The following is a 17,277-nucleotide window of genomic DNA, read 5'->3' as shown; positions in this document are numbered from 1 at the left end:
CCTATGGCAGGAAACAAAGAAGCGGAAGCTCTGGGCCGCAAGGTCCTGGAGCTTTTTACCTACAGGATTACCGATGAGATTTTCCAGTTCATCGAGAAACACCCGGAGCTCCTGGAGCAGTACCGGGAAGCGGTGAAAAACAGCTCTGCCCATGGGGTCAACGCCGTTTTGGGAAAGATGATCACCGAAGCCTATGACCTGGAAAACCTGAACAAGGAAACCAATCCGGAGTCCAAACTGCTGAAAAAGTACACCCGGCACGGGGTCCGCTGGGATAAGGACAGAACCCGGCGCATGGCCAAAAAAGTCATGTACGGCGGGGAGGACCTGTTCTCCGGGGAGACCAAACGCCGGGAGACGCCGGTGAAGAAGGACGAAAACCAGGAGAAAACCGGGTTTGTGGAAGAAAGTTTGTTTAGCCTGGAAAAAACTGAGCCTGTCAAGTAAAAATGCTTGACAGGCTTGTGCCATTATAGTAGAATAAGCGTCGGTGATACCATGCAGGATGATGAATTGACAAAAAAGATCCGGTTTGGCCGGCTCTACGATATGTACGGCGGTCTGCTGACCGAAAAGCAGCAGGCTGTGATGGAGCAGTACTTTTACGATGACCTCTCCCTGGGAGAGATTGCGGAAAGCTGCGGCATCAGCCGCCAGGCAGTGTACGATCTGCTGCGGCGGGTAGAACAGACCCTGGAAAAATATGAATCCAAATTGCAGCTGCTGCATGGCGCCCAGGATACCCGGTTCAAGCTCCGGGGAGCCCTGTCGCTGCTGGAAGCCTGCAAGTCCGACGGCTTAACCGACCCACGTCTGGAAGAAGTCCGGACCATCTTGCAGAGTTTGATTGACGAAGGCAGGTAACTATGGCTTTTGAAATATTAACCGATAAATTGACGGCTGCCATCCAAAAGCTGCGCGGACAAAAGACCGTATCCGAACAGGATTTGAAGGATACCCTCCGGGAAGTCCGGCTGGCTCTGTTGGAGGCCGATGTAAACTTCAAGGTCGTCAAGGAATTTACAGCAAAAATCAAGGAGCGGGCCCAAGGGCAGCAAGTGGACCCCAGCCTGACTCCTGGCCAATATATTGTAAAGATTGTTCATGAAGAACTGATCAATCTGCTGGGCGGCACCCAGAGCAAACTGGCCGTGTCTCCCAACCCGCCCACCATTATTATGCTGGCGGGCCTGCAGGGCGCTGGTAAGACCACTACGGTGGGTAAGTTGGCCAACTACCTGCGGAAAAATGGCAAAAAGCCCCTGATGGTGGCTGGGGACGTGTACCGTCCTGCTGCTATCACCCAGTTGGAGGTCATTGGCAAACAGCTGGACATGCCGGTGTTTACCCTGGGCGACAAGGTTTCCCCGGTGGAAATTGCCAAGGAAGCCCTGAAGCGGGCCAATGCCCTGTTGTGCGACACGGTAATCATCGATACCGCCGGCCGTCTCCACGTGGACGAAACCCTGATGAACGAGCTGAAGGACATGAAGGAAGCCGTACATCCCGACGAAATCCTTTTGGTGGTGGACGCCATGACCGGTCAGGACGCCGTTACGGTGGCTGATGCCTTTAACCAGGCACTGGGCATTACGGGCCTGATTGTGACCAAACTGGACGGCGACGCCCGGGGCGGTGCGGTTCTCAGTGTGAAGGCAGTGACCAACTGCCCGGTAAAATTTGTGGGTATGGGCGAAAAGCTGGATGCTTTGGAACCCTTTTATCCTGATAGAATGGCTTCCCGGATTCTGGGCATGGGGGATGTGCTCTCCCTGATTGAAAAAGCCCAATCCGCCTTTGATGAAAAGGAAGCCCAAAAGCTGGCTGAGCATCTGAAAAAGAATGAATTTACCCTGGACATGTTCCTGGACCAAATGAAACAGGTCAAGAAACTGGGCTCCCTGGAATCCATTCTCAGCCTGATCCCCGGCATGGGGAAAATCAGCAAGCAGTTGGAAGGGGTGGACCTGGACGGCAAGGAAGTACGCCGCCTGGAGGCCATTATCACTTCCATGACTGCCGAAGAACGGCGCAATCCCCGGATTATCAACGGGTCCCGCCGGAAACGCATTGCAGCCGGCTGCGGCCAGCGGGTACAGGATGTCAACCGCCTGCTGAAGCAGTTTGAGGAAAGCAAGAAGCTGATGAAAACCATGCAGGGCATGAACAAGTATGCACGGAAGGGACGCTTTAAGCTCCCCTTCCTGCAATAAACAAATTCTTTTAAGGAGGTGAATCTTGTGGCAGTTAAAATCCGTCTGAAACGTATGGGTGCTAAGAAAAGCCCCTTCTACCGTATCGTTGTTGCCGACGAACGCGCTCCGCGTGATGGCCGCTTCATCGAAACCGTAGGTACCTATGATTCCACTGTTGATCCCGCAGTGATCAATATTGATGAAGAAAAGGCTCTGGCTTGGATGCTGAAAGGTGCTCAACCCACCGACACGGTTTGTTCCATGTTCAGCAAACAAGGCCTGATGGCTAAACTGGCTGGCGAAAAGGCTGGTAAATAAGGAGGTTGACTATGAAAGAGATAGTTGAAGTCATTGCTAAGGCTATCGTCAATAATCCCTCCGAGGTCCAAGTGGAGGAGGAGAGAAACGGTTCTTCCGTAATCCTCAAACTCCACGTGGCACCTGAAGATATGGGTAAAGTGATCGGCAAGCAGGGCCGCATTGCCAAGGCTATCCGCCTGGTGATGAAAGCTGCTGCCACCCGTGAAAACGTAAAAGTAATCGTAGACATTGATTAATGGAAGAGCAGCCCCTGTATTGCAGGTGATGCTCTTCTTTAGTCAGGAGACATGACGCGGATCCCGGCGCCCTGGCGTCAGGGGTTCAGTAAGGTGGATACTATGGATAAAATGATCGTCCGGGTACCGGTTGGCATCAAAGCCAAGGTGACCGAAGACCTGAAATCTCAAATCGTTGCAGATATGAAACGCCAGGTCCAGGCCGCCGAGCTGGATTTTGAACAATTCCAGTTCAATGCCAAACGGGCACTGAATGAACAAGCTGGTGCCGATCCCAATGCCCTGCGCGGTTTGCAGGAACAGATCGAGTACGAAAAGGCCCAGCGCGGCCATGCGCTCCAGGAGCTGAAAGATAAACTGGAACGGGCTGAAAATCTGGAAATTGGCAGTGAAGTCGGTCACGGCACACTGGAACGCAGTGTGGAAATCACCATCGGTTCCGATCTGGAATCCCTGATGGGCGCCGAAATCCTGGTGGAAGACGGCAAAGTCATCGGTTTTAGAGCGTGAGTCCATGGAACAGAAGATTGTGATTGGCAAAATTGTCGCCCCGCATGGCGTGCGGGGCGAATTTCGCGTTCTGCCCCTGACGGACCAGCCGGAACAGTACGAGGACAGGGAAACCCTGACCTTGGACAACGGCCGGGTGCTGCACGTAGTTTCCGTACGCTTCCATAAGAATGCGTACCTGGTAAAGGTGCAGGAAGTCACCGATATGGACCAGGCCGAAGCCCTGCGGGGCCGGACCATTGTCCTAAGGCCAGAGGAGCTGCCGCCCCTGCCGGAAGGGCAGTTCTATGTCAGGGACATTATCGGGTTTGCGGTGGTTTCTCCTGCGGGAGATCCCATTGGCACGGTAAAGGACGTGATTTCCCCGGGACCCACGGATGTGTTCGTGGTGGCTCCCCCGGAAGGGGAAGATATTCTGGTGGCCTCCATTGCCGAGAATATCAAAAAAATTGATTGGGACCAGAAGCAGGTGGTCATGGTCCTGCCGGAGTGGATCTAAGTGAGACAGTTCATCTTTCTCACCCTGTTTCCGGAAATGATCCAGCAGGCGGCGTCCTTCTCTATTTTGGGCAGGGCCGTACAGGAAGGTCTTCTTTCTGTAGCCTGCGTGAATCCTCGGGACTTTGCTACGGACCGGCACCGCAGTGTGGATGATACCACCTGCGGCGGCGGCGCCGGTATGGTGCTCCAGCCCCGGACCTATTTGGCTGCGCTGGAGCGGGCCAGGGAACTGGCACCGGAGGCTCTGGTGCTGGCGATGACCCCCGCCGGGGAAGCCCTGAAGCAGCAGCGGGTTTGCAGCTTGGCCGCCAGCGGCCGGGACCTGATCTTTTGCTGCGGGCACTACGAGGGCTTTGACGAGCGGATTCTGGCCCAGGCGGACCTGCGGCTTTCCGTAGGGGACTTCGTCCTGACGGGAGGGGAGCTTCCGGCTCTTGCCGTCATGGATGCAGTGGCCCGCTTTATTCCCGGGGTGCTGGGCAAGGCCGTCAGCGCTGAGGAGGAATCCTTTGCTGCGGGCCTGTTGGAATACCCCCAGTATACCCGCCCGGTGGACTATCAGGGACAGCTTGTACCCTCCGTCCTCACCAGTGGGGACCACGGGAAGATTGAAACCTGGCGGCGGAAGGAAGCCCTGCGGACTACCCTGAAGTACCGGCCGGAACTGCTCCGGACGGTGCCCTGGCAGCCCGGGGACGGCAAGCTGTTTCTGGCCGTCCAGGCGGAAGAAAAAAATCAGGGAAAGGACCCGGAAAAGGACTGATTTTGCAGCCCTTTTTCTTGCGCCCACCCTGTCTGTATGGTATAATACAGCGTATGCATTAACGGGCGGTCCGCTGTTAGCACGAGGCTAAGAATGAACGTCTTGGATTCTGAGGAGGAACATAAATGAACATCATCGAAGCAATTGAAAAGGAACAACTGCGTTCCGACATTCCTGAATTCCGTGCCGGCGACACTTTGAAAGTTTATGTAAAAGTAGTCGAAGGTACCCGTGAACGTGTTCAGCTGTTTGAAGGCGTTTGCATCTCCCGCAGTGGCGCAGGTGTGCGTGAAATGTTCACCGTACGTCGTATCGCTTCCGGCGTTGGCGTAGAAAGAACTTTCCCTGTACATTCTCCCAGACTGGAGAAAATTGAGGTATCTCATAGAGGTATCGTTCGCAGAGCAAAACTGTACTATCTGCGTAAACTGACCGGTAAGGCTGCTCGTATTAGAGAACGCCGCTAATCGGAAACAAAAAACGGTGGGGGACTGTCTGCGCAGTCCCCTTTTGTTTTAGGAGTTGGTAAGATGGCTGCACCTAAGAACGCACAGGGCTGGTCCGGAAAGTTGTCCAGTCTGCTGCTGTTTGTGATCCTGACCTACTGGCCCATGGTCCTTTTTGTGGACAAGGCCTGGACGGAACAGGGGCTGAACTTACTGGGACTGGTGTCCCTTTTGTACTGGCTGGCGGTAATCCGGGAACGCCAGGGCTTTGCCCTGCTGCAGCGGTACGTCCACGGGGACAAGAAGGCGGTAAACCAGCTGGTGGCCGGAGTCTGGAACTTCTGGAACCAGGATGCCTTTGCCACCCAGGCCACCTTGGTGAAACTGGTGGCGGTGCTGGGAATTCTCCATTTGCTGGGGAATCTGCTGTAAAAATTTTGGAAGCGGCGGTGCTGCGGCTTTCCAATTTTGTGCTAGGAGAATGGTATGGACGAAAAAGAAAAATCCGGGTCCTGGCAGGACACTGTCAGCGACTGGCTGATTTCCATTATTGTGGCCGTGGTGCTGGCCTTTGGGATTCGTACATTTTTGGTGGAACCCTATATGGTTTCCGGACCTTCCATGATGAATACCCTCCAGGACCAGGAACGGCTGCTGGTGAACAAGCTGGTGTACTACACCAGGGAGCCCAAACGGGGCGAAATCATCGTTTTCAAATATCCCAGTGACACCCGCAGGGACTTTATCAAACGGGTCATCGCCGTAGGCGGGGATACCATTGAAATCCGGGATGGGAAGACCTATGTGAATGGTGAGGCGCTGGATGAGTCCTATATCCGGGAACCCTTCCACACCAACTATCCCAAAACCACGGTACCCCAGGGCCATATTTTTGTCATGGGGGACAACCGGAACAATTCCGAAGACAGCCGGTACCGGGACGTGGGCTTTGTGGACCTGAGTCTGGTCAAGGGCAAAGCCAGCCTGATTTTCTGGCCCTTGGGACAATTTCGGTCTTTGCCTTGAGTAGAATAAGAACATGCAGGGTCGGTGCAATAACTGGCCCTGCTTCTTTTTTTGCCTGGGAAAAAAGTGGGGGATTCCCGTTAAACCCCTAAAAATGCCCGCATTTTGCAGGGAGAAAGAAAACTGTTATAATAAAACAAATTGAAAGCCGCAGGACCTGAAGGCTGCGGCAGAGGGGGAGCAACTGGCTCTCCTAAAGGACAGAAAAGAGCGGCTCTGCTGGCCTCTGGGCGGCAGGGCGTAGGATAGAAAGGAAAAACTATGAACGAAATGGAAAAAGAACCCAAGCTTCACATCCAGTGGTTCCCCGGTCATATGACCAAGGCCAAACGGATGATGGAGGAACAGCTGAAGCTGGTGGACGTGGTGGTGGAAATGCTGGACGCCCGGATTCCACGGTCCAGCGCCAACCCCATGCTGAAAAAGCTCATTGGCAACAAGCAGAAAATCGTGGTGCTGAACAAGACGGATATGGCGGATCCTGTGCAGACCGCCCGGTGGCTGGAGCGGCTGAAGGAACAGAACTTTACCGCCCTGGAAGTGAACTGCCAGAAGAACAAAGGGGTCAAGGCCCTGGTGGCGGCCATCCAAAAGGCCGGCCAGCCTACTCTGGACAAATGGCTGAAAAAAGGCGTCAAGAACCATCCGGTCCGGGTGATGATTGTGGGCATTCCCAACGTGGGCAAGTCCACCCTGATCAACCGGCTGCTGGGCAAAAACAAGACCGTGGCCCAGAACCGGCCCGGCGTAACCCGGGGGCCCCAGTGGGTCATCCTGGGCAAGGGGCTGGAACTGCTGGACACCCCGGGGGTGCTGTGGCCCAAATTTGACGACCCGGAAACGGGCTTTTCCCTGGCCGTGACTGGGGCCATCCGGGAAGAGGTATTCGACTTGGAAATTGCCGTGCACATTCTGCTGCTGCGGCTGAAGAAGTACTATCCCCAGGAACTGTCCGCCTACTACAACATTGCACTGGCGGAAGAAGACGGGGCCAAGGAACTGGAAGAAAAAATCGGCCGTTCCCGGGGTTGCCTGAAAGCCGGCGGCCTGGTGGACTACAACAAGGTCATCCAAATGGTGATCCGGGACTTTAAGACCGGCAAACTGGGGGCTTTCACCCTGGAGGTTCCGGGAAAAAGTGCTGCCGAAAAGGCGGAGGAACACCATGAAGATTGCTGAAGTGAAGGAACTGCTGGCGGGAACGCCCACCGCAGAACAGCTGGCGGAGCTGCGCCTGGATGCCCGGGCCGGGGTCCAGAAGCTGCTGGCGGCCTATACGAAGCGCCTGGCGGCAGAAGCGGCGGAACGGGACCGGCTGCTGCATTTCCAGGACCTGGAGCGCCGGTATTGGGAGCAGGGCCTGAATCAGGTGGCCGGCACCGATGAAGCGGGGAGGGGCCCTTTGGCGGGACCTTTGGTAACCGCTGCGGTTATTTTGCCCCACGGGATTTGGCTGCCCGGGCTCAACGATTCCAAAAAGGTGCGCCCTGCCCGGCGGGAAGAACTGTATGACGAAATTTTGGACCAGGCGGTGGCGGTGACCGTGACCATTCTGGGGCCCCGGGAGATTGACGCCCTGAACATCTATCAGGCGGCCAAGTGGTCCATGACCAACTGCCTGAACCACCTTTCCACGCCGCCCCAGGCAGCCCTGACAGACGCCATGCCCCTGACGCTGGCCTCTGGGATACCGGTGGAGGACCTGGTCAAAGGGGACAGCAAAAGCGCGGCCATTGCGGCGGCTTCCATTATCGCCAAGGTTACCCGTGACCGGCTGCTGGTGGAGCTGGACGCCCAGTATCCCCAGTACGGGTTTGCAGCCCACAAGGGCTACGGCGTTTCCACCCATGTGGAGGCCATTCTGCGGGACGGCCCCTGTCCCTGGCACCGGGGCAGCTACGAACCCATTAAGACCCACTTTCCCCAGCATCAGGGAATCAGTGAGGAAAAAACGCTGGTATTAAAATAGGCGGAGTGCCCGTGTCCTGCGCCTGCCAGCCGCTGAAACAGGAGGGATTGGTATACACGAACACAGATGCTTTGGCAACTGGGGAGAGGATGCAGCTGCCCAGTACCTGGAAAAACAGGGCTACCGGATTGTAGCCCGGAACTATGCTTGTGCTTATGGAGAACTGGATATTATTGCCCAAACAAAGAATACGCTGGTTTTTGTGGAAGTGAAAAGCCGACGCAGCCTGAAATTTGGCCGTCCGGCAGCAGCTGTAACCCGCGAAAAACAGGTTCACCTGCACCGGGCGGCTTTTGTGTATCTCAAGGAGCATCCAGGCTTTCGGGGCAAGATCCGCTTTGACATTATTGAGGTACTTTCCCTGCACGAGACCCTGAACATCAATCATATGCAGGCCTGCTTTTAGGCCAGACTACAAACGCTATTCTATTTGAAACAGGTGATGAACAAATGTATGCACGCACATGGGGGGAAACCACCCGAGGCATTAACGGAGAAATGGTGGCCGTGGAAGTGGATGTGGCCAACGGCCTGCCCGCCTTTGAAATGGTGGGACTGCCGGATACGGCGGTAAAGGAGTCCAAGGAACGGGTAAAGGCGGCGGTGAAAAACACCGGGTTCTACTTTCCCGATACCCACATTACGGTAAATCTGGCGCCGGCGGACCTGAAAAAGGACGGCTCCGGCCTGGACCTGCCCATTGCCCTGGGCATCCTGGCAGCCAAACAGCATATCAAGCTGCCGGAGGACAATCCTCCGGTCTTTGCCGGAGAACTGGCCCTGGACGGCAGCCTGCGGCCCATCAGCGGCATTCTGCCCATGATTCTCCGGGCCCGGGAAGAAGGCCGGGACACCATCTACATCCCCCGGGGCAATGCCCAGGAAGGGAAGCTGGTGGACGGCATCCAGGTGTTTACGGCGAAAACCCTGCTGGAACTGGTGGACCATCTTCAGGGCAAGGAGCTTTTGGAACCTTTGGAGAAGGAGCCTCTCCAGCTGGAAAACCCGGAGGACAACAGCGTGGACTTTGCTGACGTCCAGGGGCAGGTGGTGGCCAAACGGGCCATGGAAATTGCTGCGGCCGGGGGCCACAACGTGCTGATGGTGGGGGCTCCCGGAGCCGGGAAAACCATGCTGGCCCGGCGTCTGCCCACCATTCTGCCGCCTATGACGGAGGAGGAAGCCCTGGAGGTAACGAAAATCTACAGCATCTCCGGACTGCTGAAGCGGCGCAGCGGCATTATCAGCGAGCGGCCCTTTCGCAGCCCCCACCATACGGTGTCCCAAAGCGCCCTGATTGGGGGCGGCACCATTCCCCATCCTGGGGAAGTGACCCTGAGTCACCACGGGGTATTGTTTTTAGATGAATTACCGGAATTTTCAAGAAGCGCCCTGGAGGTCCTGCGCCAGCCCCTGGAGGACGGAATGGTGACCATCAGCCGGGTCCAGGCTTCCCTGACCTATCCGGCCCGGTTCATTCTGGTGGCGGCCCAGAATCCCTGTCCCTGTGGGTTTTGGGGAGAGGAGGACAAGGTGCACCAGTGTTCCTGCCGGCCCGGGGATATTGCCCGCTACCGGAAGAAGATTTCCGGGCCGCTGCTGGACCGGATCGATATCCAGATTCACGTACCCCGGCTGCAATACCAGGAACTGAAAAGCGATAAGAAGGAAGAATCCTCTGCCGTAATCCGGCAGCGGGTGGTGGCGGCCCGGGAAATCCAGCGGCAGCGCCTTAAAGGCACCCACCTGTACTGCAACGCCAGTATGGGACGCCGGGAAGTGAAGGCCTTTTGTCCCATGACCCCGGAAGCGGAAGCCCTGCTGGAGCGGTACTTTGTGGCTCTGGGGCTCAGCGCCCGCAGCCACGACCGGATTATCAAGGTGGCACGGACCATTGCGGATTTGGCGAAAAGTCCCATAATTACCGTCACCCATTTGGGGGAAGCCATCCAGCTGCGCACCAGTATCCAAGGGTAGGGGAGGACATGATGGGAGTAAATGTTTTTTATGGAATCATCTATTTTCTCACCGGCCTTTGTGCCGGCAGTTTTGTGGGACTGTGCGCGGACCGGATGAAAAACGGGGTGTCCATCTGCTGGCCGCCGTCCCATTGCGAGGCCTGCGGCAGAAGACTGGGCCCAAAGGACCTGGTGCCGGTGGTAAGCTATTTGTACCGGAAAGGCCGCTGCGGCTACTGCCGGACGCCCCTTTCCCGGGACCTGCTGTATCAGGAACTAGGCTGCGGCCTGCTGTTTCTGCTGTTGGGCTGGGGCCAGGTTCCCGGCTGGCAGCTTTTTACCCTGTGGGGTATCTTCGGCACCCTGTACCTTATCGTCTGGCAGGACCTGCGAGAACGGGCGGTGTACCACTGCGTGCTGCTGGCCTTGGCCGGGTGGATTGCCCTGCGCTGTTTTTTGGTAGGGGGAACGCTGCTGGAAGGGCTTTTTGGGGTTTTGGCCGGCGGCGGTTTCCTGCTGGTGTTTCATTTGATTTTTCCCCAGGGTCTGGGGTTTGGGGACGTGCTTTTGTGTTCCCTTTTGGGAGCTTGGCTGGGACCTTTGAAAGGGTTCCAATGCATTGTGCTGGGGAACCTGCTGAGCCTGGGCTGGGCCCTGTCCCGTGCCCGGGAGAAAAAGCTGGCTCTGGAAAAGGTGGGTGTTCCCCTGGCTCCTTTTTTGGCCCTGGGAGCCTTTCTGGTGCATTGTAAAGGGGTGGTGGGAACGCTGCCGTCGGCGCTGGACCCGGGGCTTTTGCTGCTGGGGCTGCTGCCCCTGGAGCAAACCCTTTCCTGGGACAACCTGCGCAGCCGTTGGGAAAAACTGGTTTCCCCCTGGCCCAAGCGGCTCCTGGTGGTCCACTGGGGAAACCAGGCTCTGACCCTGACGGAAACGGAGCGCCGGGGAGAAAAGCTGCACCTTGCCCGTACGGCCCAGCTGCCCTGGCCCCGGGAACTGCCGGCGCTTACCAGTCCGGAACAGGTCCCTGCCGTAGCCGAATGGCTGGGGGACCAGTGCCGGAAGCGGGGCTTTGGGGCGGGGCAGGTGAGCTTTAGCCTGTCCAGCCGGCAGGTGCTGCTGCGCCGGGCCAGCCTGCCCCAGGCAGCGGCGAAAAACCTGGCGGAAGCGGCCCAGTGGGGCCTTTTGCAGGACGTACCCTGGAAGCCCGGCACCTTTACGGCCGCCGCGGTTCCGGTGCAGCTCAAAAGCAATAATACGGCGGTGCTGCTCCAGTCCAAGGCCCTGAATCAGGCCCTGCTGGACCTGGCAGCGGCACTGGACTGGGAACTGGTGAGCCTGGAAGCCCAGGCGGCCAGCTGGGGCAAATGGCTGACGGAGGAACCGGGGGCGCTGCTGCTTACCAAAGAAGGGAAGCGCTTTGTCCTCACCGTGCTGCAGCGGGGGATTCCTGTGGACAGTGAGCCCCTGGCCCTTGCGGAAAAAGAGAAAACGGGGGCGGAGGAGCTGACCAAAAGCCCCCTGTGGCAGGAGGCGCAGGGGACTTTTCAGGAGTCTGGCCAGCAGGCAGCCCAGCAGATTGCTGCCTATGCAGAGCTGTGGCGGCAGGAGCTGGGACTTGCGGCGCTGCCCCTTTATGCGGCCCTGGGCGGCGGGGAGCCTTTGGGCCAGGAGCTCCAGCCCCTGCTCCAGAAACGGGGGCTGCTGCGGCCTCTGCCGGGCCTGGACAAGGTTACGGTGGCAGAAGCCTATGCCAGGGGGGAAGAACTGCTTTCCCAGCCGGAAATCCTCTGCTCCCTGGGGGCGGCCAAACCCTGTCTCCACACGAGAAAGCTGTCCCTCCACCGGACTGCGGGAGCCCAGCCGTCCCTGGGGCGGCTGTCCCAGAAACGGGGGTTTACCCTGCTTTGGGGTCTGGGCTTTTGCGGCTTGGTTTTTTGCCAGCTGCTGCGGCTGGGCACTGCCTGGCGGCTGGGAGAAACCCAAAGGCATTTGGCGGCCCTGGCACCCTGGGAAGCCCAGTGGCAGACCAGCCTGAGCCGCAAGGCGGACCTGGAGGCCCGGAGCCAGCTCCGGCAGAAGGTGCAGCAAAAACAGCTGCCCTGGGCTGGACTATTGGCCCTTTTGGGCAGCCTGGTGCCGGCGGACTGCTGGGTAACCCGGGTGACCCAGGAAGGGGACGGGGAAGCGGTGCAGGCGCCTGGGGTGGTGCTGGAAGGCCGGACCCTGGAGAAAAACAGCGTCCTCAGGCTGGTGGACCTGCTCCAGCATCAGCCCGGCATCAGCGACGCCCAGCTGGAACGACTGGAGGAAGACGGGGCCAAGGACCGGACGGCGGGTTTCCGGATCCGGCTTCAGCTGAAGGGAGGCGGCAGCTATGCTGGCTAACCTGAAACGGGACCCCAAAATCCGACTGGCCCTGCACCTGTGCCTATGGCTGGCCTTCCTGGTTTTGGCCTTTCGCCCGGCCCTGACCCAGCTTCGGCTGGAGCGGCATAAGCTGCTGGGCCTGGAGGAGCGGCAGCGGCAGCTGGTGCTTTTTGCCAAACGGTATGACCCTGGAACAGCCGCCCAGACGGAAGAGCAGTGGCAGCAGCTGCGCCGGCAGGTGCCGGACCAGGTGACCCGGGAAGAAGCCGTCAGCCGGCTGGAAGCCCTGTGCCGGGAAAGCGGGGTGCGTCTGCTTTCTCTGGAAGCCCAGGCTCCCGGCCGGGAAGCGGGGGGAACGTACCTGCCCCTGTCCCTGGCTCTGGAGGGGGATTACACCCAATTGCTGTTGTTCCACCAGCTGTGGGAGCAGGAACCTGGCACTTTTCAATGGACAGAATCTAGCACAGAGTGGAAAAATCGTAACAGTATGTTAAATTTTCATGGAAAATTAAAAATTTTTGCTACAAAAAATGGCCAAAAATCCTAAAATTTCCGTTCTTCCAGTTGACCTCCCCGAAAATTAATGAGATAATATTTAGTGCAACGGTTATGAACAGAGTTTATCTAGTTGTTCAATCATTGAGGGGAGGAACTATCATGACCATTAGTTGTGTAGCACCGCATACACACGGAAAGACAAGTGTAGACAGAATTTTCGGAGCCAGCGAAGCAGCCCAAAAGAGAATCAAAGAAATCGGTGCTGACGCAGTGACCAATGCCACCATTGGCGCTATTATGGACGATGATGAAAAATTCGCAGTACTGCCCACCGTCAGCAAGGTGTTCAGAAGCCTGGAAGACGGCCAGTACTTCAGATATGCTCCCATTATGGGGCTTCCAGAATTCCTGGATCTGGTGCAGGACGCCTGCTTTGGCGAGTCCCGCCCCGAAGGCTATACCGCAGCCCTGGCCACGGCCGGCGGCACCGGTGCCATCCACCATTCCATCTGGAACTATACGGAAGTGGGCGACCAGGTAATTACCGCTGAATGGTACTGGGGTGCCTACAACACCATCTGCCGGGACATGGATCGGGAACTGGTAACGTATCCCATGCTGACCCCGGACGATAAGTACTTCAACCTGCCGGCCCTGACCGAAACGGTCCACAAGGTGCTGGCCCGCCAGGACCGGGTACTGGTCATCATCAACACCCCGGCCCACAACCCCACCGGTTTCAGCCTGACGCCTGAAGACGTGGAAAATGTCCTCAATATGCTGAAGGAAGAACTGAAGGGCACCAACAAGACTGCTACCCTGTGCCTGGACGTAGCCTATATCGACTATGCCGGCGAACGGGAAGAAGTCCGCAAAATCTTCAAGAAGCTGTCCAACCTGCCCAAGAACATCTTCGGCCTGGTTGCCTACAGCATGTCCAAGAGCTTTACCATGTACGGCGAGCGCTGCGGCGCCCTGCTGGGGGTAACCTCCGACAAGGAACAGATCCAACAGTTCCTGGACGTAAACAAAAATACCGGCCGCTCCACCTGGTCCAACATCAACCGGGGAGCTATGGAAACCCTGCAGATCATCTACAAGGACCCTGAACTGCTGGACAAGGTACAGCAGGAAAGAGCCTACTATTACAAGATGGTACAGGCCAGAGGTGACCTGTTCACCAAGGAAGCCAAGGAATGCGGCCTGAATATTGTGCCCTACATCTCCGGTTTCTTCCTGTCCATTCCGGCAAAGGATTCCATGAAGGTCTGCGAAAAACTGCATGAAGTCAACGTATTCTGCGTGCCTTTGGCTGCAGGCGTGCGTGTAGCCCTGTGCGGCATTTCCCTGAACAAGGTAAAGGGTCTGGCTGCCAAAATCAAGGCTGCCATGGATGCAGTAGGAGAATAAACAGAAATGGATTGGCTGCCGGACCTCGGCAGCCAATTTTTCTTGTATACAATATTCAATATAGACTTAGCACGAGAAACCATCAGCAAAGGAGAGGTTGCAGTATGTATATCTATGGACCGGGTGGGGAGAAAAGATCCTACGCGGATCGAACCCCGCTTGTGGAAATGGCCAAGGACTTTCAAAGCCAATACCAGGCGCCCATTGCGGTGGGTGTAGTCAATGGAGAAGCTGTGCCTCTCCAGCTCTGTCCCCACAACGGGGACCGGGTGGGCTTTTTGGATTTGGATTCTGCCGAAGGGTATAAGGCCTACATCAGCACCTTTTTGTTTGCCCTGATTACTGCCATGAAGAAGCTGCGGCCGGAAGTGCGGCTGGAGGTGGAAAACACCTTTGGCAATGCCCTTTTCTGCGATATCAAGAACCGGATTGTACTGAGCAAGTACGACCTGGCGGACGTGACCGGCTTTATGGAACAGATGATCCGGGAACGGGTACCGGTGGAAGTGACCCAGATTGCCAAGGACGATGCCTGGCCCTATGTGAAGCCCCGGTTTTACGAAGATCAGGCGCCGCTTTTGGCAGCCCTGCCGGCGGATTACAAAATCAATATTTACCAGCTGGGCCGGGAAAATGCCTACTTTGTAGGTCCCCTGCTGCCGGATTTGGGGTACCTGAAGAAGTTTGAACTGCTGCGGATGGGGCCTGGTATCCTGCTGCGCTATGGTAAGCGGGGCCAATACAATCATCTGAAGCCCTTTAAGGAGCGGCAGAAACTGGCCTCCGTCTATGCCCAGGCAGAAAAGATGGGCCAGGTGATGCACTGCCCCACGGTGGCGGCCTTGAACCAGTACATTACCCGGGGCGACAGCCGGGGGATTATCCAGATGTGCGAGGCCCAGCACGAAAAGAAGATTGCCCAGATTGCGGATGTGATTGCGGACCAGGAAGACCGGGACATCAAACTGGTGCTCATTGCCGGGCCGTCTTCCTCCGGGAAGACCACCTTTGCCCAGCGGCTAGCGGTCCAGATGCGGGTCAACGGCCTGCGGCCCATCCCCATTTCCCTGGACAACTATTTTAAGGAACGCAAAGATACGCCGCTGCTGCCCGATGGCAGCTACGACTATGAATCCATCAATGCCCTGGACCTGGACCTGTTCAACTACGATTTGGAACAGCTGCTGAAGGGCAAAACGGTGGAAATTCCCCATTACAGTTTCAAATCCGGCAAACGGGAGTTCCGGGGCCAGAAAGAACAACTGGGCAGCGATGGGGTTCTGGTTGTGGAGGGTATACACGGACTGAACGAAAAGCTCTCTAGTCACGTCTCAGCGAAACACAAATTAAAAATTTATATTAGTGCCTTGACACCATTGTCATTTGACGATTATAATCGTATACCAACAACGGATATGCGGCTTCTGCGCCGAATGGTCCGGGATTCCCAATTCCGGTCCCACAATGCCCTGCAAACCTTGCAGAATTGGCCGAAAGTTCGGGCGGGAGAAGAAAAGTACATATTTCCTTTCAGTGAGGAGGCGGACATTATGTTCAACACCACGCTGATTTACGAACTGGCCGTGCTGAAAAAATATGCCCAGCCTCTCTTGGCCAAGATTACCCCGGATAAACCGGAGTACACCGTAGCCAAGAATTTGATGGATATGTTAAGTATCGTTGAATCCATTGATGACGAGGCCATTCCCAACAACTCAATTATCCGTGAGTTCATTGGTCACTCCATTTTTGGTGACCTATTATAGGAGGTCTTGCTATGTATATTTCTCAAAGATCACTGAACATCCCTACCTCTCCCATCCGGAAACTGGCACCCATTGCCAACCGGGCGGAGAAAGCCGGCCGCAAAATCTACCATCTGAACATTGGCCAGCCGGATATTGCTACGCCGGAAAGCTTCTATGAAGGGGTTGCCGCCTGCCATCCCAAGGTATTGGCTTATGCCAAGAGCCAGGGGGACGAGAACCTGATCAAAGCTATCCAGAAGTACTATGAAGGCTGGAATATCCACTTTGACTTTGACGATATCTACATCACCAACGGGGGCAGCGAAGCCCTGGCCTTTGCGGTGATGACCACCTGCGATCCCGGGGACAACATTGTGATGTTTGAGCCCTTCTACGCCAACTACAAGAGCTTTGTAGGCGCCTATAACGTGGAAATCAACGGGGTGCCCGCAGATCCTGCCACCGGCTACCGGATGCCCAGCCGGGAACAGATTGAAGCGGCCATTAACGACCGGACCCGGGCCATTCTGATTACCCATCCCGGCAATCCCACCGGCGTCATTTACAACGCCGAAGAAATGAAACGGCTGTCGGACATTGTCCTGGAACACGACCTGACCCTGATTGCCGATGAAGTGTACCGGGAATTTGTCTACGACGGGGACTACACCAGTTTTGCTTCCCTGCCGGAACTGAACGATAACCTGGTGCTCATCGATTCTGTATCCAAGCGGTACTCTGCCTGCGGCGCCAGAAGCGGCTGCGTGATTACCCGGAACAAGGCCCTCCAGGCAGAACTGTTAAAGAGCTGCCAGGCTCGGCTGGCTTGTCCAGAACTGGAAATGGCCGGTGCGGCTGCTCTCTACAGCACGCCCAAGTCCTATTGGGCTGACGTGAAGGCGGAATACACCAAACGGCGGGATACCATCAAAGCTGCCCTGGCAGCCATGCCCGGGGTGATTTCCTCCCAGCCCAAAGGCGCCTTCTACGTCATGGTGAAACTCCCGGTGGACAATACGGAAAGCTTCGCCAAATGGCTGCTGGAAGACTTTTCCATTGACAACGAAACGGTCATGATTACCCCCGGCAGCGGCTTCTACGCCTCCAACCCGAACCTGGGTGTGGATGAAGCCCGGCTGGCCTATGTGCTGAACTGCCAGGACCTGGAAAAGGCCATGCACATTCTGGCCGAAGGCCTGAAACAATATCCGGGCCGGACCCTCTAAGGTAAGCAAGCGTTTGACTCTTGCACGGAAAAGAATTACAATAAAATAGAAATTGGGGAAGAACAACGATAGCTGCACAGGGTTTGCATCGTCGTTGTTCTTC

Annotated in this window: 20 protein-coding genes; all 20 read left to right on the top strand. The window is 56.5% G+C overall.

Going from position 1 to position 17,277, the window contains the following annotated elements:
• Window positions 1-3: 3 nt before the first annotated feature.
• The 20 genes from LKE88_RS06405 to LKE88_RS06310 all read left to right on the top strand — a co-directional run bounded on the left by LKE88_RS06405 (window position 4) and on the right by LKE88_RS06310 (window position 17,174).
• The gene (locus LKE88_RS06405; protein WP_105326164.1) at window positions 4-447 is read left to right on the top strand and encodes a hypothetical protein; all 444 of its coding nucleotides are present in this window, start codon (window positions 4-6) and stop codon (window positions 445-447) included.
• 66 nt (window positions 448-513) lie between these two features.
• Complete coding sequence (gene ylxM / locus LKE88_RS06400) at window positions 514-864, top strand: YlxM family DNA-binding protein (protein WP_231085954.1); 351 nt, start codon at window positions 514-516, stop codon at window positions 862-864.
• Window positions 865-866: 2 nt separating this feature from the next.
• Window positions 867-2,213: a signal recognition particle protein gene (ffh, locus tag LKE88_RS06395; RefSeq protein ID WP_105326162.1), complete on the top strand. Its 1,347-nt coding sequence runs from the start codon at window positions 867-869 to the stop codon at window positions 2,211-2,213.
• Between the two features lie 27 nt (window positions 2,214-2,240).
• Window positions 2,241-2,513 (top strand): 30S ribosomal protein S16, encoded by a 273-nt coding sequence (gene rpsP, locus LKE88_RS06390; RefSeq protein ID WP_105326161.1) that lies wholly within the window; start codon window positions 2,241-2,243, stop codon window positions 2,511-2,513.
• An 11-nt stretch (window positions 2,514-2,524) separates the two neighbouring features.
• Entirely contained in the window at window positions 2,525-2,752 is a 228-nt protein-coding gene (locus LKE88_RS06385) for a KH domain-containing protein (RefSeq protein WP_105326160.1), read from the top strand.
• 102 nt (window positions 2,753-2,854) lie between these two features.
• Window positions 2,855-3,262, top strand: coding sequence for a YlqD family protein (locus LKE88_RS06380; protein WP_105326159.1), 408 nt, complete (start codon window positions 2,855-2,857; stop codon window positions 3,260-3,262).
• A gap of 4 nt (window positions 3,263-3,266) precedes the next feature.
• Window positions 3,267-3,761: a ribosome maturation factor RimM gene (rimM, locus tag LKE88_RS06375; protein ID WP_105326158.1), complete on the top strand. Its 495-nt coding sequence runs from the start codon at window positions 3,267-3,269 to the stop codon at window positions 3,759-3,761.
• The gene (gene trmD / locus LKE88_RS06370; RefSeq protein ID WP_231085952.1) at window positions 3,762-4,526 is read left to right on the top strand and encodes a tRNA (guanosine(37)-N1)-methyltransferase TrmD; all 765 of its coding nucleotides are present in this window, start codon (window positions 3,762-3,764) and stop codon (window positions 4,524-4,526) included.
• A gap of 125 nt (window positions 4,527-4,651) precedes the next feature.
• Window positions 4,652-4,993: a 50S ribosomal protein L19 gene (gene rplS, locus LKE88_RS06365; protein ID WP_105326157.1), complete on the top strand. Its 342-nt coding sequence runs from the start codon at window positions 4,652-4,654 to the stop codon at window positions 4,991-4,993.
• 63 nt (window positions 4,994-5,056) lie between these two features.
• Window positions 5,057-5,404: a hypothetical protein gene (locus LKE88_RS06360; RefSeq protein ID WP_105326156.1), complete on the top strand. Its 348-nt coding sequence runs from the start codon at window positions 5,057-5,059 to the stop codon at window positions 5,402-5,404.
• A gap of 54 nt (window positions 5,405-5,458) precedes the next feature.
• A complete protein-coding gene (gene lepB / locus LKE88_RS06355; RefSeq protein WP_105326155.1) occupies window positions 5,459-5,998 on the top strand; it encodes a signal peptidase I in 540 nt (179 codons plus the stop codon).
• Between the two features lie 261 nt (window positions 5,999-6,259).
• Window positions 6,260-7,177, top strand: a complete 918-nt coding sequence (gene ylqF / locus LKE88_RS06350) for a ribosome biogenesis GTPase YlqF (RefSeq protein WP_105326154.1) — start codon at window positions 6,260-6,262, stop codon at window positions 7,175-7,177.
• A complete protein-coding gene (rnhB, locus tag LKE88_RS06345) occupies window positions 7,164-7,967 on the top strand; it encodes a ribonuclease HII (protein ID WP_105326153.1) in 804 nt (267 codons plus the stop codon). The genes ylqF and rnhB overlap by 14 nt, the downstream gene beginning before the upstream one ends.
• 16 nt (window positions 7,968-7,983) lie before the next feature.
• Window positions 7,984-8,373, top strand: a complete 390-nt coding sequence (locus LKE88_RS13180) for a YraN family protein (protein WP_199614703.1) — start codon at window positions 7,984-7,986, stop codon at window positions 8,371-8,373.
• Between the two features lie 44 nt (window positions 8,374-8,417).
• Window positions 8,418-9,944, top strand: a complete 1,527-nt coding sequence (locus LKE88_RS06335; RefSeq protein WP_105326151.1) for a YifB family Mg chelatase-like AAA ATPase — start codon at window positions 8,418-8,420, stop codon at window positions 9,942-9,944.
• Window positions 9,945-9,955: 11 nt separating this feature from the next.
• Entirely contained in the window at window positions 9,956-12,310 is a 2,355-nt protein-coding gene (locus LKE88_RS06330) for a prepilin peptidase (RefSeq protein ID WP_160101826.1), read from the top strand.
• Window positions 12,300-12,839 carry a hypothetical protein gene (locus LKE88_RS06325; protein ID WP_105326149.1) on the top strand — a complete coding sequence of 180 codons (540 nt, stop codon included), beginning with the start codon at window positions 12,300-12,302 and terminating at the stop codon, window positions 12,837-12,839. Before LKE88_RS06330 ends, LKE88_RS06325 begins: the two co-directional genes overlap by 11 nt.
• A 110-nt stretch (window positions 12,840-12,949) precedes the next feature.
• A complete protein-coding gene (locus tag LKE88_RS06320) occupies window positions 12,950-14,200 on the top strand; it encodes an aminotransferase class I/II-fold pyridoxal phosphate-dependent enzyme (RefSeq protein ID WP_105326148.1) in 1,251 nt (416 codons plus the stop codon).
• 167 nt (window positions 14,201-14,367) lie between these two features.
• Entirely contained in the window at window positions 14,368-15,966 is a 1,599-nt protein-coding gene (locus tag LKE88_RS06315) for a nucleoside kinase (protein ID WP_276803071.1), read from the top strand.
• 11 nt (window positions 15,967-15,977) lie between these two features.
• Entirely contained in the window at window positions 15,978-17,174 is a 1,197-nt protein-coding gene (locus LKE88_RS06310; protein WP_105326146.1) for a pyridoxal phosphate-dependent aminotransferase, read from the top strand.
• Window positions 17,175-17,277: the final 103 nt, after the last annotated feature.

Origin of the sequence: Acidaminococcus hominis (genome assembly GCF_022484025.1) — a bacterium.
In the GTDB taxonomy this organism is placed as follows: Bacteria; Bacillota; Negativicutes; order Acidaminococcales; family Acidaminococcaceae; genus Acidaminococcus; species Acidaminococcus hominis.
This window is presented reverse-complemented; position numbering and strand designations above follow the sequence as displayed.